Source organism: Allobosea minatitlanensis (assembly GCF_964020775.1).
The window spans coordinates 4,518,188-4,537,953 of sequence record NZ_OZ224509.1 but is presented as its reverse complement, the minus strand read 5'-3'; the positions used below and the strand labels follow the sequence as shown (position 1 = coordinate 4,537,953).

Genomic DNA, 19,766 nt, shown 5'->3' with positions numbered 1-19,766 from the left:
GGGTCCGCCTGCCGATGAGCGATGCCTGGCGCAGCTATTCCAGCGCACCGCCGATCGGTGCGCCGGTCTGCGAATCCGCCGCGATCGGCGAGGGCGCGGCGCGCTGCCTCACCGTGGAGACGGCGGCCGGCGCCTTCCCGCTCCTGCTGCTGCGGCGGAGCGGGGTATTAAGCGCCTATGTCAACGCCTGCCCGCACCAGTATCTGCCGCTCGACTATCGGTCCGCCAATGTCCTCTCGGCCGACGGGTCCCGCCTGCTCTGCTCGGCCCATGGCGCCGTCTTCGACGCCGCGACCGGCGGCTGCCTGTCCGGCGACGGGGCGGACGGGCTCGACCCCGTCCCGGTCGTCGAGCGCGACGGCCTGATCCGCATCGGCGGCTGAGCCCTCCGTTCAGCTCCGCGTCGCGATGGCGGCGGCCGCGCCGGCCATCACCCCGCCGGTCACCCGGTTGATCCAGCGCATCGCGCGCGGGCTGGCGACGAGCCGCCGCGCCCGGTCGGCCGCATAGGCATAGGCCAGCATGGTCAGGCTGATGATCGGGGTGATCAGCGCCGCGACCTCGAGGAAGGCGAGCGGGCTCAGCGCGTTCAGGTCGATGACCAGCGGCAGGATCGACAGGAAGAAGACCATGACCTTGGGATTGCCGAGCGTCAGCGCGATGCCGCCGAGAAACAGGCGCAGCCCCTCGCCCCGTGCGGCGGCGGCCGGCTTCGGCGCCTCGGCCGGGGCGGTCCAGGCCTTGTAGGCGAGATAGACCAGATAGGCGCAGCCGGCATATTTGATCGCGACGAAGACGCCGTGGAAGCTCTGCATCAGGACGCTGAGGCCGAGCGCCGTCAGGGTGAACCAGACGATATCCCCCGCGACGATGCCGAAGAGGAAGGGCAGGGAGCGGCGAAAGCCCGTCGACAGCGCGCGCGCGACCAGCGCCGCGATGCCGGGGCCGGGCGAGGCGACGGCAAGAAAATAGACGCCGGCGAACAGGGCGAGACTGGTGAGGTCCATGGCGGGGCTCCGGGCTGGCCGGAGCCTAGAGCATCGGACCGAAAAGTGGAATCCGCTTTTCTGAAAAATCCGATGCACCCGCAATGAGATAGATCTTCGTTGCCGCGTTCGGAAGGGCGCGCGATGATCCAGCCGGAAAAAGCCGTCATCGTCCCATCGCAAGAGCTGCTCCGAACGATCACCCGATCGGATCGGCATGGCCCGGCGTGATCGCGAAGCGTTGCGCCCCGGCCGGCAGGTCGCCGAACAGGGCCGCGTCGGCGCCGGTGATCCAGACCTGGCAGCCCAGCCCCGCCAGCCCCTCATAGAGCGCGGCGCGGCGGCGCGGGTCGAGATGGGCCGCGACCTCGTCGAGCAGGACGAGCGGCGGCAGGCCGCTCATCGCCGCGACGAGCCTGGCATGGGCGAGCACGATGCCGATCAGCAGCGCCTTCTGCTCCCCGGTCGAGCCCTGGCCGGCCGGAATGTCCTTCGGGCCGTGTCGGACCTCGAGATCGGAAGCCTGCGGCCCGGCGAGGGTGCGCCCGGCGGCGCGGTCGCGGTTGCGCCCCTGGCGCAGCAGGTCGCGATAGGCGTCCTCGGCGTCGACGGCCGGCAGGCGGGCGACGAGCGTGTCGATCTCGCCGGCGAGCGCGATCGCGGCGTCGGGAAAAGGCGAGGCCTCGTCGCGGGTCTCGGCGATGATGGCGCAGAGCCGCGCCACGGTCTCGGCGCGCGCCGCGGCGACCGCCACGCCGAGCTCGGCGATCTCGCGCTCGACCGCGTCGAGCCACGCGCCCTGGCCGGGGCTTTCCTCCAGGATGCGGTTGCGCGAGCGCAGGGCCCGCTCCAGCGCGTTCGAGCGGGTGGCGTGGCCCGGATCGACCGCCAGCACCAGCCGGTCGAGGAAGCGGCGCCGGTCGCCGGCGGCGCCGCGGAACAGCCCGTCGAGATCGGGCGTCAGCCAGACCACGCGCAGATAGTCGCTGAAGGCCAGCGCCGAACCCACGGCGGCGCCGTCGATGCGGGCAAGCCGCGGCCGCCGGCCTTCGGCGTCCGGTGCGCCCAGCCCGATGCCGAGCCGGCCGCCATCCTCCGCCAGCGTGATCGATGCGGCGAAGGAGCCGTCGCCGCCCAGCCGCGCCATGGTGGCGAGCTCGGCCCGGCGCAGGCCCCGCCCCGGTGTGAACAGCGAGAGTGCTTCGAGGATATTGGTCTTGCCGGCCCCGTTCTCGCCGATCAGCGCAACGATTTGGCCCTCGACCGGGAGATCGAGGGCCTCGTAGGAACGGAAATCCTGCAGGATCAGGCGCGCGACCATCGACACGAGATCAACCTACCGTTTCCTCGCGAGCCCTCGTCCTGAGGAGCCGCGAAGCGGCGTCTCGAAGGACGCTTCAGAGCGCGCTGGAACAGCCTTCGAGACGCAAGGCAGCGCCTTGCTCCTCAGGATGAGGGCTGAGTCAAGAAGCTCTAGACGCGCATCGGCATCAGCACATAGAGCGCCGAGGCGCCTTCGCGATCCTGGATCACGGTCGGCGAGCCGGGATCGGCGAGCTTGAGCAGCGCCGTGTCGCCGTCGAGCTGGGCGGCGATGTCCATCAGATAGCGGGCGTTGAAGCCGATATCGAGCGGGCTCGCCTCGTAGTCGACCTCGATCTCCTCGGTCGCCGAGCCCGAATCCGGGTTGGTGACGGAGAGCGTCATCCGCCCCTCGGCCATGGAGAGCTTCACGGCGCGGCCGCGCTCGGACGAAATCGTCGAGACGCGGTCGACGGAAGCGGCGAAGTCGCCCCTGTCGACGGTCAGCCGCTTGTCGTTGCCGCCGGGGATGACGCGCTGATAGTCCGGGAAGGTGCCGTCGATCAGCTTGGAGGTCAGCACCACATTGCCGGTGGCGACGCGGATCTTCGAGCCCGAGAGCTCGACCGCGACCTCGCTCTCGCCATCCTCCAGCAGCTTCTGGATCTCGGCGACCGCCTTGCGCGGCACGATCACGCCGGGCATGCCGGCCGAGCCCTGCGGGGCGGCGGTGTCGACGCGGGCGAGCCGGTGCCCGTCCGTCGCGACCGCGCGCAGCACCGGGCGGCCGTCGACATCGACGGTGTGGAGATAGATGCCGTTGAGATAGTAGCGCGTCTCCTCGGTCGAGATCGCGAACTGGGTCTTGTCGATCAGGCGCTTGAGCTCGCCGGCCGGCAGCACGAAGCGATGCGCCATCTCGCCGGCGGTGATGTCGGGGAAGTCGCTCTCCGGCAGGGTCTGGAGCTGGAAGCGCGAGCGGCCCGAGCGCAGCACGAGCCCGGTGTCGCCGGTGGTCTCCAGCGAGACCTGCGCCCCGTCCGGCAGCTTGCGGACGATGTCGTAGAGGGTGTGGGCCGGCACGGTCGTCGCGCCGGGCTCGGCCACCTCGGCGGGAATCGTCTCCACCACCTCGATGTCGAGATCGGTCGCCTTGAGGCGCAGGCCGTTTTCCGCGGCGCTGAGCAGCAGGTTCGACAGGATCGGGATCGTGTTGCGGCGCTCCACCACGCGATGGACGTGCCCGAGCGACTTGAGCAGCGTGGAACGTTCGACCGTGACCTTCATGATTGTCTAGTCTTCTGGCGCTGGCCGCCCGCACCAAGCATGCGGGCCGGATGAATGGCCAGCGACATTGCCGGAGGCGGGGCGCAGGCGCAAGGCCTGCCCGCTCCGGCAACCACAGCCATTTGAGCGCTCTCCGGTTTGTCGCGAGCGCGAAACGCGCCGGGATCCATGCCGGAGCGCTGCCGAGGCAGGTCCGGGCGCGGATCCGGGATCTCCGCTTCGCTGCGTCCGGGACGACCTCGCGCTTCAAGTCGGGCAGTCGGCCGCCGCAGCCGGGCCCGTCATTCCTGCAGCATGCGCTTCAGCAGATCGACCTCGTCATGCAGCGAGCGGTCCTCGCTGATCGCCTTCTCGATCTTGCGCACCGCGTGCAGCACCGTGGTGTGGTCGCGGCCGCCGAAGCGCCGGCCGATCTCGGGCAGCGAGCGCGGCGTCAGCGCCTTCGACAGATACATCGCGATCTGGCGCGGCTTCACCACCGCGGCGGTGCGGCGCTCCGAGAGGATGTCGGCGCGGCTGACATTGTAGCGGGTCGCGACCAGCTTCTGGATGTCCTCGATCTTGACCCGGCGCGGCTCGCGGGTGCGCACGAGGTCGCGGATCGCGGCTTCCGCCGTCTCCAGCGTCACGAGCTGGCCCGAGAGGGTGGCATGGGCGAGCAGCCGGTTGGCGGCGCCGTCGAGATCGCGGCCATTGGTCGCGACGGCGCGGGCGACATAGGCGACGACGTCCGGGCTGACCTGGAAGTTGGGATGGGCGCTCTGCAGGGCCTCCATCCGGCTCGCCAGGATCTTGCCCCGCAGCGCCTCGTCGAGCTCGCCGACCTCGACGACGAGGCCGCCGCCGAGCCGCGAGCGGATGCGCTCGTCGAGCGCTTCCAGCTCTCCCGCGAGGCGGTCGCCGGCGACGACGATCTGCTTGCCGGCGTCGAGCAGCGCGTTGATCGTGTGGCCGAACTCCTGCTGGATCGACTTGCCCTGGATGAACTGCACGTCGTCGACGACGAGCAGGTCGATGCCGCGCAGCTTCTCCTTGAAGGCCAGCGCCGTCTGCGACTTCAGCGCCGCGACGAAGCCGTACATGAAGCGGTCCGCCGTGAAATAGGCGACGCGCTTGCCGAGGCGGCGCGCCTCCTGGGCGATCGCCTGCAGCAGATGGGTCTTGCCGAGGCCGACCCCGGCATGGAGGTAGAGCGGGTTATAGGGGCTCTGGCCCGCAGGCGCCGCGGCGATGCGCTCGGCCGCGGCGAAGGCGAGCTGGTTCGACTTGCCGACGACGAAGCTCTGGAAGCTCATGCGCTTGTCGAGCGTCGTGCCGCAGACATCGACCAGCTCCGGCTCGGCCGCCTGGCCGCCCGCGGCGGCGGGCTTGGCCGCCTCGGCCGGCGTGGGGGCGGCGGAAGCCGCGGCGCGGCTGCGGATCACCGCCTCCGCCAGCGGCGCCGGGGTCGCGTCGCGCGAGGCCTGGCGGACGGAGAGCAGCACGCCGTTCGGCGCCGGCAGCTCGGCGATGCAGTTCACCCGCAGCCTTTCGGCGTAATGCGCCTCCAGCCAGCTCTTCAGGAAGCGGGTCGGAACGGTGAGATAGGCCACGCCGCCGACGATGCCCGCCAGCTCGAGCCGGGCGAACCAGCTCGAGAAGACGTCCTCGCCGAGCTCGGCGCGCAGGCGCCGCCGCACGCGCTCCCAGGCCTCCTGGATCGCCCCGCTGTCCACGCTGACGGCCGCAGTCTCCTCGGGCGCAATCGTCACCACCACCGGCGCCGTCTCGACCGCATCTGTGATTTCCTGCCGCTCGAACATCAATGGCCCCATTCGCTTCAATATGAACACGCCTTCGGCGGGGCGGCCGCAGCGGCGGCCGTCCTTCCTGACGTTGTTGTCCGGTCAAAAAGGGATCCCGTCCCGGCAGGCGCCTCCGCCCGACGGGTTCGATGGATCCCGGTTCTCTCGATTACGCTTGGATGGCGCGCCTCTGGCTGGTGCCGCCCTTCATCTCGATACAGAAGACAAAGAGCCGCATTCTCCAACCTCCCTGGTCGCGAGCCGAAACACCGATAATCTTTGGAAACCGCCGCGGCGTTCATTGCTGTCCGCCGGGCGACGAAGGGACCTTACAAGGCCCCGTCGAAGGGCTGCAACACCCCAGTCAGCCGGCTTCGGAGCGGGGCGGCCTCCTCTCCCTCGCTCGAATCGGAAGGGGGCGCCGCAATTGGTTGGGGAACTTAATCTTTTCTACACGGTGTGCCCGCCGGGCGCGGCCGAATCTTTTTTTCGGAGGGGCCGGATGCCCGCCGTGGAGTCGCCATGATTCCGTCGCCGTAAAATCCTTTGCCTGCTAAGGTGATGAAAAATAATGACTTTCCATGCGCGATGGACTCCCCCGGAAAGGTCGGCGCTGCGCCCCGAAAGCCGCCCGGGAGTCAAGTCCGTAAAACCGTGGAAAGATTGCCGAATCGGCTTGCCGGGGCGGTTTTCGCCATGAATCCGAGCGCGTGGCAGGCCTGCAACAGCGGCCGTGAAGCCAACGAAAAAGCCCGGCGCGAGGCCGGGCTTTCAAGCATTGCGAGAGCGGTCGCGAGGACGGCTCAGGAGGCCAGCGCGCCGATGCGATGGGCGAGGCGCGAAACCTTGCGCGAGGCGGTGTTCTTGTGAACCACGCCCTTCTGCGCGGCGCGCATGATCTCGGGCTGGGCCACCTTCAGGGCTTCGGCCGCGGCGGCCTTGTTGCCCGAGGCGATCGCCTCCTCGACCTTGCGCAGGAAGGTGCGCATGCGCGAACGGCGGTTCCGGTTGACTTCGGTGCGCCGCGCGATCTTCCGCATGGCCTTCTTGGCCGACGTCGTATTGGCCATCGAAACGTCCTCGTCCTCATGACGGCCGTCGCCTGGCATCGAGCCGGCGGTCCTGGCCGCAACCTTGCTGGAAACACGTGAGCGGCGGCCGAGCTTGCGCGGGCCGCCGCGAGTGGTGGGGCTATAGTCGCTCGCGCGCCCGCCGTCAACGCGGAATCGGCAAGCGGCGCGCCGGGACTTCAGGCACCGGGCGCGATGAAGCGCGCGAAGCTCGCCAGATCGACATTGCCGCCCGAGAGGATGACGCCGACGCGCCGGCCCTCGACCGGCACGGCGCCGGAGAAGGCCGCGGCCGCGGCGAGGCAGCCGGTCGGCTCGACCACGAGCTTCATCCGCTCGGCGAAGAAGCGCATGGCGTCGATCAGCGCCGCGTCGCTGACCGTGACGATGTCCTCGACGTCGCGCCGGATGATCGGGAAGGTCAGGTTGCCGAGAAAGGCGGTCTGCGCCCCGTCCGCGATCGTCTTGGGCACGCCGATCGTCACGATCTCGCCCTTGCGCAGCGATTGCTGCCCGTCATTGCCGGCCTCCGGCTCGACGCCGAAGACGCGGCAGGCCGGGTTCAGCGCCTTCGCCGCCAGGCAGGCGCCGGCGAGCAGCCCGCCGCCGCCGAGCGGCACGATCAGGATGTCGAAGGGGCCGGCATCCTCGATCAGCTCCTTCGTCGCCGTGCCCTGGCCGGCGATGACGTGAGGGTGGTCGTAAGGCGGGATGACCGTCAGGCCGCGCTCGGCCGCGAGCCGGTCGCCGATGGCGAGGCGGTCCTCGGTGTAGCGGTCGTAGCGCACCACCTGCCCGCCATAGCCCTCCGTCGCCGCGACCTTCGCGGCCGGCGCGTCGTTCGGCATGATGATCGTGGTCGGCACGCCCAGAAGCTGGCCGGCATAGGCGATCGCCTGGGCGTGGTTGCCGGAGGAGAAGGTGACGACGCCGGCCTTCTTCCGCTCGGGCGAGAGCGCGGCGATGGCGTTGTAGCCGCCGCGGAACTTGAAGGCGCCCATGCGCTGCAAGTTCTCCGGCTTGAAGACGAGGCTCGCGCCCGTGCGCCGGTTGGCGGTGGCCGAGCTCATCGCCGGGGTGTGATGGGCGATGCCCTTCAGCCGTTCGGCGGCCGCCTCGACATCGGCATAGGTCGGGAGGCTCGGGCCTGTCTGGGCGTTCATGATGGCGGATCCTGCTCGGGCGTCATGGCCGGGCTCGACCCGGCCATCTCGGAACACAGAGCTTTCCCGTCGCGCGATTCCCGGGTCAAGCCCGGGAGCGGCGGAAAATCGGGACGGCCGCGAGACTCAGGCGTTCCTGAAATCCGGCTTCCGCTTCTCGGCGAAGGCGGCCATGCCTTCCTTCTGGTCGGCGGTGGCGAAGAGCGAGGCGAAGACGCGGCGCTCGAAACGCAACCCCTCCTGAAGGGTTACCTCGAAGGCGCGCTCGACCGATTCCTTCGCCATCAGCACCGAGGGCAGCGACTTCGCGGCGATCGCCTCGGCCGCCTTCAGCGTCTCGGCCAGGAGATCGGCGAGCGGCACGACGCGGGCGACGAGGCCGGAGCGCTCGGCTTCCTCGGCGCCCATCATCCGGCCGGTGAGGATCAGGTCCATCGCCTTGGACTTGCCGATCGCCTTGGTCAGGCGCTGCGTGCCGCCGGCGCCGGGGATGACGCCGAGATTGATCTCGGGCTGGCCGAACTTGGCATTGTCGGCGGCGATGATGAAGTCGCACATCATGGCGAGCTCGCAGCCGCCGCCGAGCGCGAAGCCCGCGACCGCCGCGACGATCGGCTTGCGGCGCCGGCCGATGCGGTCCCAATCCGCGAACTTGTCGTCGAGATAGGTGCCGGGGAAGCTGCGGCTCTGCATTTCCTTGATGTCGGCGCCGGCGGCGAAGGCCTTTTCCGAGCCGGTCAGGACGACGCAGCCGATGCCCGCATCGGCCTCGAAGCCGTCGAGCGCCTGGTTGATCTCGCCGATGAGCTGGCCGTTCAGGGCGTTGAGCGCCTGCGGACGGTTGAGCGTGATCAGCCCGACCTTGCCCCTGGTCTCGACGAGAATGGTCTCATAAGCCATGGCGGCCTCCCGGATGATGCTGTGCCGCCAACTTTTAGCGGGCGCCGCTGCGACGAGTCCATGCGCGGTTGCGCGCATTTGCGCTGCTTCATATTCGCGCCGTCATCCCGGGCGACCGAAGGGAGACCCGGGATCCATGCCGGAACGCTTCTGGGGCAGGTTCAGGCATGGATCCCGGATCGGCGCCGCTTTGCGGCTTGTCCGGGATGACGGTGCGGAAAAGCTATCGCCTCTGGCAGCTCTCGCAATAAAACGTCGAGCGTCCCGACTGCACCAGCCGCTTCACCAGCTTCCCGCAACCCGGCGTGACGCAAGCCTCGCCCTCGCGATCATAGACCTTGAAGCGGTGCTGGAAATAGCCGAGCGAGCCGTCGGCATGGGCGAAGTCGCGCAGCGTCGAGCCGCCGGCTGCGACAGCCTCCTCCAGCACCTCACGGATGATGCGGGCGAGCTCATGCGCCTTGTCGCGCGGCCGGCCGGTCGGGGTCGCGATGCTGCCGGCCTCGGCTTCCGGATGCAGCCCGGCCCGGAACAGCGCCTCGCAGACATAGATGTTGCCCAGGCCCGCCACGAGCCGCTGGTCGAGCAGCGCGGCCTTCAAGGGCGCGACCTTGCCCGAAAACAGCTTCGCCAGCGTCTCGCCGGACAATTCGTTGCCGAGCGGCTCGATGCCCATGCCCGCGAAGTGTCTGCAGGTCTCGAGCTCGTTGCGCGGCAGAATGTCCATAAAGCCGAAGCGGCGCACGTCGTTATAGGTGACGCGCGCGCCCGTCCCCATCTCGAACACGACGTGATCGTGGATCAGGTGCCGGCCGATCGCGTTGTAATAGGCGCCGGGCTCGCTCGGGGGCGTGCCGGGCGCCTCGACGATGAAGCGCCCGCTCATGCCCAGATGCATGACGAGGGCGTTGCCGTCGTCGAGATCGGCGATCAGGTATTTCGCCCGCCGCGACAGCGCCTCGACCCGCCGTCCGGTCAGGCGCTCGGAAAACCGCTCCGGCAGGGGGAAGCGCAGGTCGGGCCGGCGCAGTGCGACGCGGGCGAAGCGCTCGCCCGCCATGGCGGGCTCCAGCCCGCGCCGGACGGTTTCGACCTCGGGGAGTTCGGGCATCCTGCTGTCTCTCGTCAAGCCTGCGTCGAGACGGGCCGCGACAAGCCCGCCGCCTTTGGCTATTGATCGCCTTACGCCGTCGGCCCGGAAAGTGGAATCCGGTTTTCGGAGAAGCCGGCGCGCAGCGAGAGCCAAACACAAGGTCCGCCTGATCGTGACAGCAGCCTCCGACACCACCCATTTCGGCTTCGAGACCGTGAGGCTCGCCGAGAAGCAGGCCAAGGTCGACGATGTCTTCCACAAGGTCGCCAACCGCTACGACCTGATGAACGACCTGATGTCGGGCGGCCTGCACCGGGCCTGGAAGAGCGCGCTGCTGACGGCGATCAACCCGCCGAAGGACCGGACCTTCCATCATCTCGACGTGGCCGGCGGCACCGGCGACGTCGCCTTCGCCGTGCTGGAAGCCGGCGGCCCGCTGACCGACGTCACCGTGCTCGACATCAACGCGGACATGCTGCGCGTCGGGCGCGAACGCGCCGAGAAGCGCTTTCCCGACGACGACCGCATCCGCTTCGTCCAGGGCAATGCCGAGGAACTCGGCCTGCCCGACAACCATTTCGACTGCTACACCATCGCCTTCGGCATCCGGAACGTGCCGCGCATCGACAAGGCGCTGGCCGAGGCTTTTCGCGTGCTGAAGCGCGGCGGGCGCTTCCTCTGCCTCGAATTCAGCCATGTCGACGTGCCGCTGCTCGACAAGATCTACGAGACCTATTCCTTCAGGGTCATCCCGCCGATGGGGCGGATGGTGACGGGCGAGGCCGAGCCCTACCGGTATCTGGTCGAATCGATCCGCAAATTCCCGAAGCCGCAGGCCTTCGCCGGGATGATCGAGGATGCCGGCTTCCGCCGGGCGAAGTTCACAGCCATGACCGGCGGCGTCGTGGCGCTGCATTCCGGCTGGAAGCTGTGATGCGCCGAACGGCCGGACGATGATCTCCTCGCTCTTCCACCTCGCCCGCGGCGCGCGCGTCGGCTTCGTGCTGGCGCGCGAGGGCGCGCTCGCGCTCGTCGACCCCTCGGTGCTGCCGCCGCTGGCGCGCGGGCTGATCCGGCTCGGCCGCTTGATCGAGCGGCGCGGGGCAGGCTCCTCGGCGACGCGGCTTGCGGCGGCGCTGACGCGGCTCGGCCCGTCCTATGTCAAGTTCGGCCAGTTCCTGGCGACGCGGCCCGACGTCGTCGGCATGAAGATCGCGCAGGACCTCTCGGCGCTTCAGGACCGGATGCCGGCCTTCCCGATGGCGGAAGCGCGCGCCATCGTCGAGGCGGCGCATGGCGGGAAGCTGGACGAGATCTTCGTCGAATTCAGCGAGCCGGTCGCCGCCGCCTCGATCGCCCAGGTGCACCGCGCCCGCCTCAAGGACGGCCGCGAGGTCGCGGTCAAGATCCTGCGCCCCGGCATCCGCGACCGCTTCAACCGCGACCTCGCCGCGATGCGCTTCGGCGCCGAGATGGCGGAGATGCGCTCGGCCGAGGCGCGGCGCCTGCGCTTCACCGGCGTGGTCGAGACGCTGGCGCGCTCGGTCGCGATGGAGATGGATCTGCGGCTGGAGGCGGCCGCCCTTTCCGAATTCGCCGAGAACACCAAGGACGATCCCGATTTCCGGGTGCCGGAGCCGGACTGGCAGCTCACCGCCCGCGAGATGCTGGTCGACGAGTGGATCGACGGCGTGCGCCTCTCCGATGTCGAGGGCCTGCGCGCCGCCGGCCACGACCTGCCGGCGCTGGCCCGCACGATCATCCAGTCCTTCCTGAAGCACGCCATCCGCGACGGCTTCTTCCATGCCGACATGCATCCGGGGAACCTCTTCGTCGATGCGCAGGGCCGGCTCGTCGCGGTCGATGGCGGCATCATGGGCCGGCTCGGCCTGAAGGAGCGGCGCTTCCTCGCCGAGATCCTGCTCGGCTTCATCACCCGCGATTACCGCCGCGTGGCGCAGGTGCATTTCGAGGCCGGCTATGTCCCGGCCCATCACGACGTCGAGGACTTCGCCCAGGCGATCCGCGCCGTCGGCGAGCCGATCCACGACAAGCGCGCCGACCAGATCTCGATGGCCAAGGTGCTGACCCTGCTCTTCGAGATCACCGGCATGTTCGACATGGCGACGCGCACCGAGCTCGTCATGCTGCAGAAGACCATGGTGGTGGTCGAGGGCGTGGCGCGCACCCTCGACCCGCATCTCGACATGTGGGGCACGGCCGATCCGGTGGTGCGCGGCTGGATCACCCATCATCTCGGGCCGATCGGCCGGCTGGAGGAGGCCGGGCGCGGCGCCCGCTCGCTCATCGGCTCGCTCGCGACCCTGCCGGAGACGGTCGGCCGGGCCGAGCGGGTGCTCGGCCAGCTCGAGGAGGCTTCCCGCCACGGCTTCGCCCTCGACGAGCGCAGCGTCGCCGCGATCGGCCGGGCCGAGGCGCGGCGCAACCGCTGGGGCACGGTCGCGCTCTGGCTCATCGCCGGGCTGATCGCCTACGGCGTCCTCGGTGGATGATGGTCCTGTTCCTTGCTGTGGCGGGAACGGATCTTTTTGAAGGCGGGTCGTCCCGGACGCAGCGAAGCGGAGATCCGGGATCCATGCCTGAACCTTTATCGGAAGGGCTCAGGCATGGATCCCGGGTCAAGCCCGGGATGACGGCGTTTTTTCCGTAGAAAATCAGTGAGCTGCTACGCCAGCCGCTTGATATTGGTGATGGCGCCGAAGCTCTTGGCCAGGATGCGGTCGCGCGCCTCGCGCAAGGGCTCGCTGAACACGGTCATGGTGTAGCCGTTGGCATGGAGCAGCGTGTCCGGGTCGGTCAGGATCCCGACATGGCCCTTCCAGAAGACGAGGTCGCCGCGCTTCAGGCCGGAGAGGCTGTCGTCGAAGGGCACGGCCGTGCCGAGCGCGGCCTCCTGCATGTCGGAATCGCGCGGCGCGGCGATGCCGGCCGCCGCCAGCGCGAGCTGCGTCAGCCCCGAGCAGTCGAGGCCGAGGCTGGTCTTGCCGCCCCAGAGATAGGGCACGCCGCGAAAGCCCTCGGCCACCGCGACGAAATCGGGCGCGAAGCGGTCGGGCGGGGCGAGGTGCTTCAGGAAGACGTGGCCGCCATCGGCGAGGAGGGCGAATTCGCGGGTCTCCTCCGCGACGGTGACGCCGGCCGCGAGCGAGAGGGCCGCGAGCGGCGGCAATTTGATCGAGGCGCCGGGATAGATGAAGGTGCGCAGCGCGCTGACGCGATGCGTCGGCGCCGGCGCGTCGGGCCGCAGGGCCTCGTCCGGCAGATAGCCGACATAGCCGTCGCCGGCGAGCTGGCCCCAGGCCCAGCCCTCATGCCGCTCATAGACCTGCACCAGCTCGCCCGCGAGCGCTTCCGTGTCGAGCGGCGCGTCGGGACGCGGCTCGCGCCGCAGCGGCGCCGAAGGCGCGACGACGCGCATCGGCCGCGGCTCGGCGAAGGCCGGCGCCTCGACCTGCCCGCGCAGATGGCCGGCGGCGAGATCGGCACGGAAAGGCGTGATGCGGCGGTCGGGAATCGCGGTCATGGCGGCAATCTAGAGAGGTTCGATGAAATCGTCATTGCGAGGAGCGTGGCGACGAGCAATCCCGGCGGACTGGGCTGACCGGCCCACCCAGGCTCCGGGATTGCTTCGCTGCGCGGGCAATGACGGAGGGCGTCAGCCGGCCCCGATCTCCTTCGCATGCTCGGTGACGAGGTCGCCGAGCCGTTCCACGGCAAGCGCCCCGGCCACGGTGCGCTGGATCACGACGTTGCGCCGGTCCGCCTCGTCGCGCTTGCGGGTGAGCAGGCCGAGCTTGCCGAGCGTGTCGAGCGCGCGGGTGATCACCGGCTTGGTCACGCCGAGCTGTTGCGCCAGCCCGCGCACCGTATGCGGCGGCAATTCGAGATAGACGGTGAGCAGGATCGCGGTCTGGCGGGCCGAAAGGTCCGGCTCGCCGTCCCGCACCAGATCGAGATGCACCTGCCGCCACAGCCTGAGGGCCTGCGAGGGCCGGATCTCCAAGGGCATACGGATGAGCTTCCCGATCGTTACGGGTCCGTATCATTATCGCGCCGGCGCGCCGGCGCAATCGCCTTCGCCGATCAGCCTTAACCGCGCGGATAGAGCTGCTTCGCCAGCGCGTAGCTCAGCCGGGCGGCCTGGCATTCGCCGCCCTCGGGGCGTCCCGGCCTGGCCGCGGGATTCCAGGCATAGATGTCGAAATGGGCGTAGGACTGGGTGCGCTCGACGAAGCGGTCGAGGAACAGCGCCCCCGTGACCGAGCCGGCCATGCCGCCGCTGGAGACGTGGTTCACATCGGCGATCCTGGAATCGAGCATGCGCTGATAGGGCGCCCAGAGCGGCAGGCGCCAGACCGGATCGTTCACCGCGAGGCCGATCCGCGCGATCTCGGCGGCGAGCCCCTCGTCATGGGTGTAGAAGGGCGGCAGCTCCGGGCCGAGCGCCGTGCGGGCGGCGCCGGTCAGGGTGGCGTAGTCGATCAGCAGCTCCGGCGCCTCCTCGTCGGCCAGCGCCAGCGCATCGGCGAGGATCAGGCGCCCTTCGGCATCGGTGTTGCCGATCTCGACGCTGAGGCCCTTGCGGCTCGGCAGGACGTCGCCCGGCCGGAAGGCCGCGCCCGAGATCGCGTTCTCCCCCGCCGGCACCAGCAGGCGCAGCCGCACCGGCAGCCGCGCCAGCATGATCATCCGCGCGGCGGCGATGGCCGCGGCCGCGCCGCCCATGTCCTTCTTCATCAGCAGCATCGAGGCCGCCGGCTTGATGTCGAGCCCGCCCGTGTCAAAGGCGACGCCCTTGCCGACCAGCGTCACCTTCGGATGCGCGGGATCGCCCCAGGCGAGGTCGATCAGCCGCGGCGCCCGCGGCGAGGCCCGCCCGACGGCATGGATCATCGGGAAGTTGCGGTCGAGCAGCTCGTCGCCGGCGATGCTCTCGACCTGCGCGCCGCATTCGGCGGCGAGCACGCGGATCGCCGCCTCGATCTCGTCGGGCCCCATGTCGTTGGCCGGCGTGTTGACGAGGTCGCGCGCCAGCATCGCCGAATCGGCGATCAGGCTGATCTCCTCCCCGTCCACGCCTGCGGGCAGGACGAGCCGCGCGGTGGCCGCTGCCGGCTTGCGATAGCGGTCGAAGCGGTAGCTCTGCAGCAGCCAGCCGAGCGCGGCCAGGGCCGGGTCGTCGATCTCGCCGCGGAAGGCGTAATCGCCCTCGGGCAATTGCGCCGCCAGCCGCGCCGGCCCGAACGGATCGCGGTCGCGGCCGGTGGCGAGGCCGAGCAGGACGCCGGCGAGCCGGCCCTCGCGATCGGGCAGGAAGCAGTGCTGGCTCCCGCCGGCGCTGAAGCCCTGCGCCAGCGCGAAGCTCCTTTGCTCCGCCGGCAGGCCGTCCCGCAGCGCTGCCCAGCCCGATGCCGAAACGAGGTGGAGGGGAATGGCCGCGGCGGCGGCGCTGGTCAGGAGGCTGTGCACGGAACGGGACCGGGTTGGCGGTGGCAGGAAGGCGCCGGTTAAGAATGCATTAGGGTTAACGCTTTATCACCGGGGCGACCAGACGAACCATCAGACGATAGCCCGCGAGGCGATCCGGCCCATGTCTATAGCGCCCTCTCCCGCTGCGCAGCCCGTTCTTCGCCGCCGCCGTGCCGGCCTCGGCTTCGCCGTCTGCCTCGCGGCGCTCGCCCTCGCCGGCTGCCAGAGCCGCGGCGGGCCGGGCGACATCACCGGCTCGATCGGCCGCAGCCAGCCGGCCCAGCCGCGCACGGCGGCCGACTGGCAGGCGGAGCGCGACGGCTGGGGCAAGCGCTACGACGCCGATCCGAAGGATCGCAACGCCGCCTTCTTCTATGCGCGGGCCCTGCGCGCGACCGAGCAGCACGCCCAGGCGCTGGCCATCCTGCAGAACGCGGTGCTCGTCCATCAGGACGACCGCGAATTGCTCGGCGCCTATGGCCGCTCGCTCGCCGATAACGGCCGCCTGCGCGAGGCCGACGAGGTTCTCTCCCGCGCCCATTCGCCGGAGCGTCCCGACTGGCGCATCCTCTCGGCGCAGGGCACCGTCGCCGATCAGCTCGGCGAGCACGAGCGGGCGCAGCAGCTCTACCAGGCCGCCCTCAAGCTCGCCCCGAACGAGCCGACGGTGATGTCCAATTTCGGCCTGTCGCTGGCGCTCTCCCGCAACCTGCCCGAGGCCGAGCGCATCCTGCGCCAGGCGGCCTCGGCTCCCGGCGCCGATGCGCGCGTCCGGCAGAATCTGGTGCTGGTCCTCGGCCTGCAGGGCCGCTTCGGCGAGGCGGAAGGCATCGCCCGCCAGGACCAGAGCCCGGCGGAGGCGGCCGCGACCATCGCCTATCTCAAGCGCAGCGTCAGCCAGCGGAACAGTTGGGATCTGCTCAAGGGCAAGCCGAAGGCGCAGCAGGCGGCGAAGCCCGTGGCGCAGGGGCCCGAAGCCGTGCCGGGCCCGGACCAGGGCTGACGCCCGCTGCCGGTCCGCGCCAGATCGCCCATTCAAAAGGCCGGAACGCGGTTCCGGCCTTTTGCCGCGGTGGACCTGAAGCGCTCTGATTTTATGCGGGAACGCCCCGTCGTTTCCGGATCAGCCGCGCGAGCGGCGCCGATCGGGAATCGAGCGATGGGCGTCGCGTTCGACGATGGATTCCGGGTCAGCCCCGGAACAGTGTCCTGTCTCCATGAAAGGAAGCAGACACCGGGGTGTTATTTCCACTTGAAGACCTGGATCAGCGCCGGCGTCAGGATGATGACGAACAGCACCGGCAGGAAGAAGATGATCATCGGCACGGTGAGCTTCGGCGGCAGCGCCGCGGCCTTCTTCTCGGCGGCGTTCATGCGCTGGTCGCGGCTTTCCTGCGCCAGCGTCCTGAGGGCGGTGCCGATGGGCGTGCCGTAGCGCTCCGCCTGCACCAGCGCCGTGGAAAGCGATTTGACGCCCTCCAGCCCGGTCCGCAGCACGAGGTTCTCATAGGCGACCTTGCGCTCGGCCAGATAGGAGAGCTCCGCCGTGCACAGCCCGAACTCCTCCGCCAGCGCCACGGACTGGCCGCCGATCTCGGTCGAGACCTTGCGGAAGGCATGCTCGATCGACATGCCGGATTCGACGCAGATCAGCAGCAGGTCGAGCGCGTCGGGAAAGGCCTGGCGCATCGAGGACTGGCGCTTGCTGATCTGGTTCGACAGGAAGATCTCCGGGGCCTTGATGCCGAGATAGGCGGCGGCGATGGCGATGCCGACCTTGATCATGAAGGACTGGCCGAAGCCGTTGACGACGAAGACGTAGAACAGCGCGAAGAGGAAGAGGCCGACGGGAACCGCGAGCCGGAAGAACAGGAAGCCGATCTCCGCCTGCGGGCCCCTATAGCCGGCCATGGCGAGCTGCCGCTTGGCGTTCTCGGTCCCGAGCCAGTCGCCCAGCTTGAAGCGCTCGACGATGCGCCGCATGAACGCCTTCGGCTCGTGGCGCAGGCTCACCCGCTCGCCCTGCCGGTTCAGCCTCTCGCGTTCGCGCGCGCGGATCTTGTCCCGCTCGGTGGCGACGCTCTTCATCCGCCGCTGCAGGCTGCTGCCCTCGGTCAGCGGGATCGCGATGGTCAGCACCGTGGCCGCCGCCGCGACGGCGGCCAGCAGCGCCAGGAGGAATTGCGGGTCGGTGATCCTGCTGACGATGAGGGTGATCATCGCGGCCTCAGATCTCGAAGTTGATCATCTTGCGCATCACCAGCACGCCGATCAGCATCCAGACGCCGCTGGCGGCCAGGGCGAGCTTGCCGCTCTGGGTCTGCCAGAGCAGCTCGATATATTTCGGCGTCGTCAGATAGACGAGCAGCATCACGGTGGGCGGCAGCGCCCCGATGATCGCGGCCGAGGCCTTGGCCTCCATCGACACGGCCTGGATCTTGTCGCGCATCTTGCGCCGCTCGCGCAGCACGCGCGAGAGGTTGCCGAGCGTTTCGGAGAGGTTGCCGCCGGTCTTCTGCTGGATCGCGATGACGATGCCGAAGAAATTCGCCTCGGCGCAGGGCATGCGCTCGTAGAGCTTCACCGAGGCCTCCGCCAGCGGCAGGCCCAGCGTCTGCGACTCGATGATCTGGCGGAACTCGCCGCGCACCGGCTCGGCCGCCTCGCTGGCGATGATCCGCAGGCAGTCGCTGACCGGCAGGCCGGCCCGGATGCCGCGCACGATCACGTCGAGCGCATTGGGGAATTCGACGCCGAACTTCTTGAGGCGCTTGGCCCGGCTGCGCTTGAGGAACCAGGCCGGCAGGCCGAAGCCGCCGACGAACAGCCCGGTGACGCCGAGAATGGCGTTGCCGCTCGCGACGAACAGGATCAGGCCCAGCACCACGGCCGTGATCGCGCTGACGACATGGTATTTCCGGCGCGTCCAGCTCAGCCCGGCCTGGGCGATGCGGGTTTCGAGCGGGACCTTGCTGCGCGCGTTCTCGCGGCTCTCGATCTCCTTCAGGCTCTGCGCGATCTGGCCGCGCTTCATCCGGGCCTGCGCCTCCCGGTCGATGCCGCGGACGGCGGCCGGGGCGGCGAATTCCTTGCGCCGCTTCTCGGCCCGCTTCTCGCCGCTGAGCGCCGGGTAGAACAGGGCGTAGAAGACGCCGCCGACGGCGAGCATGGCCAGGGCGGCGACGGCGAGCGTGCTCGCGGTCATGGCAGGGCGCTCCGCATCTGTGCGCGCTCAGGCCGCATGGCTCTCGCTCGCCTGTTCGAGCTGGTCGAGGGCGGCGGCCAGGCGCTGCTCCTCGCCGAAATAGCGGGCCCGCTCCCAGAAGCGCGGCCGGCCGACCCCGGTGGAGCGGTGCCGGCCGATCAGCTTGCCGGCGGCGTCCTCGCCGAGCACCTCGTAGGTCATCAGGTCCTGGGTGATGATGACCTCGCCTTCCATGCCCATCACCTCGGTGATGTGGGTGATGCGGCGCGAGCCGTCGCGCATGCGCTGGGCCTGGATGATGACGTCGACCGAGGAGCAGATCATCTCGCGCAGCGTCTTCGAGGGCAGCGAGAAGCCGCCCATGGTGATCATCGATTCGATGCGGCTCAGGCATTCGCGCGGGGTGTTGGCGTGCAGCGTGCCCATCGAGCCGTCATGGCCGGTGTTCATCGCCTGGAGCAGGTCGAAGGCCTCCGGGCCGCGCACCTCGCCGACGATGATGCGCTCGGGGCGCATGCGCAGGCAGTTCCTGACGAGGTCGCGCATCGTCACCGCGCCGGTGCCCTCGAGGTTGGGCGGGCGGGTTTCCAGGCGCACCACATGCGGCTGCTGGAGCTGGAGCTCGGCCGCGTCCTCGCAGGTGATGATGCGCTCGTCATGCTCGATATAGTTGGTCAGGCAGTTGAGCAGCGTCGTCTTGCCGGAGCCGGTGCCGCCGGAGATGACGACGTTGCAGCGGACCTTGCCGATGATCTTCAGGATCTCCGCGCCCGGCGGCGAGACCGCGCCGAACTTGGTGATCTGGTCGAGGGTCAGCTTGTCCTTCTTGAACTTGCGGATGGTCAGCGCCGGGCCGTCGATCGCCAGCGGCGGGGCGATGACGTTGACGCGGGAGCCGTCGGCGAGGCGGGCGTCGCAGATCGGCGAAGCCTCGTCGACGCGCCGGCCGACCTGGCTGACGATGCGCTGGCAGATGTTCATGAGCTGCGCATTGTCGCGGAAGCGGACATTGGTGAGCTGGATCTTGCCGCCGGTCTCGATGAAGGTGCGGCCGGCGCCGTTGACCATGATGTCGGCGATGTCGTCGCGCGCCAGCAGCGGCTCCAGCGGGCCGTAGCCGAGCACGTCGTTGCAGATGTCGTCGAGCAGCTCCTCCTGCTCGGCGATCGAGAGCACGACGTTCTTCAGCGAGATGATCTCGTTGATGATGTCGCGGATCTCCTCCCGCGCCGATTCCGCATCGAGCTTCGCGAGCTGCGACAGATCGATGGCCTCGATCAGCGCCCCGAAGATCATGCTCTTCATCTGGTAGTATTCTTCGGAGCGCGCCGTCTCCGGCGGCGCGCTCTTGCGGTCCTCCGGCGGGGCGGCCGCCGGCTCGGGCCGGCGCGGGGCCGGAGCGGCGGGCGCGCGCGCCGCGAGGGGGGCGGCGCCCGCGGCGCCGGGGGATCGCTTGCCGAACATCTCAATCGCCTCCGGCGGACGC

18 protein-coding genes are annotated in these 19,766 nt (G+C 69.7%); 4 read left to right on the top strand and 14 right to left on the bottom strand.

Features of this window, described 5'->3' with window-relative positions:
- Positions 1 to 14: 14 nt before the first annotated feature.
- A complete protein-coding gene (locus ACWH43_RS22245) occupies positions 15 to 383 on the top strand; it encodes a Rieske (2Fe-2S) protein (protein WP_158444270.1) in 369 nt (122 codons plus the stop codon).
- A gap of 9 nt (positions 384 to 392) precedes the next feature.
- On the opposite strand, the gene ACWH43_RS22240 is transcribed toward ACWH43_RS22245, so the two are convergent.
- From ACWH43_RS22240 to mutM, 8 genes are all read right to left on the bottom strand, one after another.
- Positions 393 to 1,007, bottom strand: a complete 615-nt coding sequence (locus ACWH43_RS22240) for a LysE family translocator (protein WP_158444269.1) — start codon at positions 1,005 to 1,007, stop codon at positions 393 to 395.
- A gap of 178 nt (positions 1,008 to 1,185) precedes the next feature.
- The gene (gene recF / locus ACWH43_RS22235) at positions 1,186 to 2,307 is read right to left on the bottom strand and encodes a DNA replication/repair protein RecF (RefSeq protein WP_158448034.1); all 1,122 of its coding nucleotides are present in this window, start codon (positions 2,305 to 2,307) and stop codon (positions 1,186 to 1,188) included.
- A 152-nt stretch (positions 2,308 to 2,459) separates the two neighbouring features.
- On the bottom strand, positions 2,460 to 3,575 hold the full coding sequence (dnaN, locus tag ACWH43_RS22230) for a DNA polymerase III subunit beta (RefSeq protein ID WP_158444268.1): 1,116 nt from the start codon (positions 3,573 to 3,575) through the stop codon (positions 2,460 to 2,462).
- Positions 3,576 to 3,856: 281 nt separating this feature from the next.
- Positions 3,857 to 5,377 (bottom strand): chromosomal replication initiator protein DnaA, encoded by a 1,521-nt coding sequence (gene dnaA / locus ACWH43_RS22225; RefSeq protein ID WP_158444267.1) that lies wholly within the window; start codon positions 5,375 to 5,377, stop codon positions 3,857 to 3,859.
- Between the two features lie 785 nt (positions 5,378 to 6,162).
- Positions 6,163 to 6,429: a 30S ribosomal protein S20 gene (rpsT, locus tag ACWH43_RS22220; RefSeq protein ID WP_158444266.1), complete on the bottom strand. Its 267-nt coding sequence runs from the start codon at positions 6,427 to 6,429 to the stop codon at positions 6,163 to 6,165.
- A gap of 179 nt (positions 6,430 to 6,608) precedes the next feature.
- Positions 6,609 to 7,592 carry a threo-3-hydroxy-L-aspartate ammonia-lyase gene (locus tag ACWH43_RS22215; protein WP_158444265.1) on the bottom strand — a complete coding sequence of 328 codons (984 nt, stop codon included), beginning with the start codon at positions 7,590 to 7,592 and terminating at the stop codon, positions 6,609 to 6,611.
- Between the two features lie 126 nt (positions 7,593 to 7,718).
- Positions 7,719 to 8,492, bottom strand: coding sequence for an enoyl-CoA hydratase (locus ACWH43_RS22210; protein WP_158444264.1), 774 nt, complete (start codon positions 8,490 to 8,492; stop codon positions 7,719 to 7,721).
- Between the two features lie 223 nt (positions 8,493 to 8,715).
- Positions 8,716 to 9,603, bottom strand: a complete 888-nt coding sequence (gene mutM, locus ACWH43_RS22205; protein WP_158444263.1) for a bifunctional DNA-formamidopyrimidine glycosylase/DNA-(apurinic or apyrimidinic site) lyase — start codon at positions 9,601 to 9,603, stop codon at positions 8,716 to 8,718.
- Positions 9,604 to 9,757: 154 nt separating this feature from the next.
- Between mutM and ubiE the strand changes: the two genes are divergently transcribed.
- On the top strand, positions 9,758 to 10,519 hold the full coding sequence (gene ubiE, locus ACWH43_RS22200; RefSeq protein WP_260349242.1) for a bifunctional demethylmenaquinone methyltransferase/2-methoxy-6-polyprenyl-1,4-benzoquinol methylase UbiE: 762 nt from the start codon (positions 9,758 to 9,760) through the stop codon (positions 10,517 to 10,519).
- A gap of 19 nt (positions 10,520 to 10,538) precedes the next feature.
- Entirely contained in the window at positions 10,539 to 12,098 is a 1,560-nt protein-coding gene (ubiB, locus tag ACWH43_RS22195; protein WP_158444261.1) for a 2-polyprenylphenol 6-hydroxylase, read from the top strand.
- A gap of 173 nt (positions 12,099 to 12,271) precedes the next feature.
- On the opposite strand, the gene ACWH43_RS22190 is transcribed toward ubiB, so the two are convergent.
- From ACWH43_RS22190 to ACWH43_RS22180, 3 genes are all read right to left on the bottom strand, one after another.
- Positions 12,272 to 13,129, bottom strand: a complete 858-nt coding sequence (locus tag ACWH43_RS22190; protein ID WP_158444260.1) for a C40 family peptidase — start codon at positions 13,127 to 13,129, stop codon at positions 12,272 to 12,274.
- 132 nt (positions 13,130 to 13,261) lie between these two features.
- The gene (locus ACWH43_RS22185; RefSeq protein WP_158444259.1) at positions 13,262 to 13,615 is read right to left on the bottom strand and encodes a MarR family transcriptional regulator; all 354 of its coding nucleotides are present in this window, start codon (positions 13,613 to 13,615) and stop codon (positions 13,262 to 13,264) included.
- Between the two features lie 80 nt (positions 13,616 to 13,695).
- Positions 13,696 to 15,075: a leucyl aminopeptidase family protein gene (locus ACWH43_RS22180; protein ID WP_260349243.1), complete on the bottom strand. Its 1,380-nt coding sequence runs from the start codon at positions 15,073 to 15,075 to the stop codon at positions 13,696 to 13,698.
- Between the two features lie 121 nt (positions 15,076 to 15,196).
- On the opposite strand from ACWH43_RS22180, the gene ACWH43_RS22175 reads away from it, so the two are divergent.
- Complete coding sequence (locus tag ACWH43_RS22175) at positions 15,197 to 16,078, top strand: hypothetical protein (RefSeq protein WP_158444258.1); 882 nt, start codon at positions 15,197 to 15,199, stop codon at positions 16,076 to 16,078.
- A 239-nt stretch (positions 16,079 to 16,317) separates the two neighbouring features.
- Here ACWH43_RS22175 and ACWH43_RS22170 read toward each other — a convergent pair whose 3' ends face one another.
- Genes ACWH43_RS22170 through ACWH43_RS22160 form a run of 3 tightly spaced genes read right to left on the bottom strand, consistent with a single transcriptional unit; the run spans position 16,318 to position 19,744 of the window.
- A complete protein-coding gene (locus tag ACWH43_RS22170) occupies positions 16,318 to 17,295 on the bottom strand; it encodes a type II secretion system F family protein (RefSeq protein ID WP_158444256.1) in 978 nt (325 codons plus the stop codon).
- A gap of 7 nt (positions 17,296 to 17,302) precedes the next feature.
- Positions 17,303 to 18,280 (bottom strand): type II secretion system F family protein, encoded by a 978-nt coding sequence (locus ACWH43_RS22165; RefSeq protein ID WP_158444255.1) that lies wholly within the window; start codon positions 18,278 to 18,280, stop codon positions 17,303 to 17,305.
- A gap of 27 nt (positions 18,281 to 18,307) precedes the next feature.
- Entirely contained in the window at positions 18,308 to 19,744 is a 1,437-nt protein-coding gene (locus ACWH43_RS22160) for a CpaF family protein (protein WP_158471931.1), read from the bottom strand.
- Between the last annotated feature and the right edge of the window lie 22 nt (positions 19,745 to 19,766).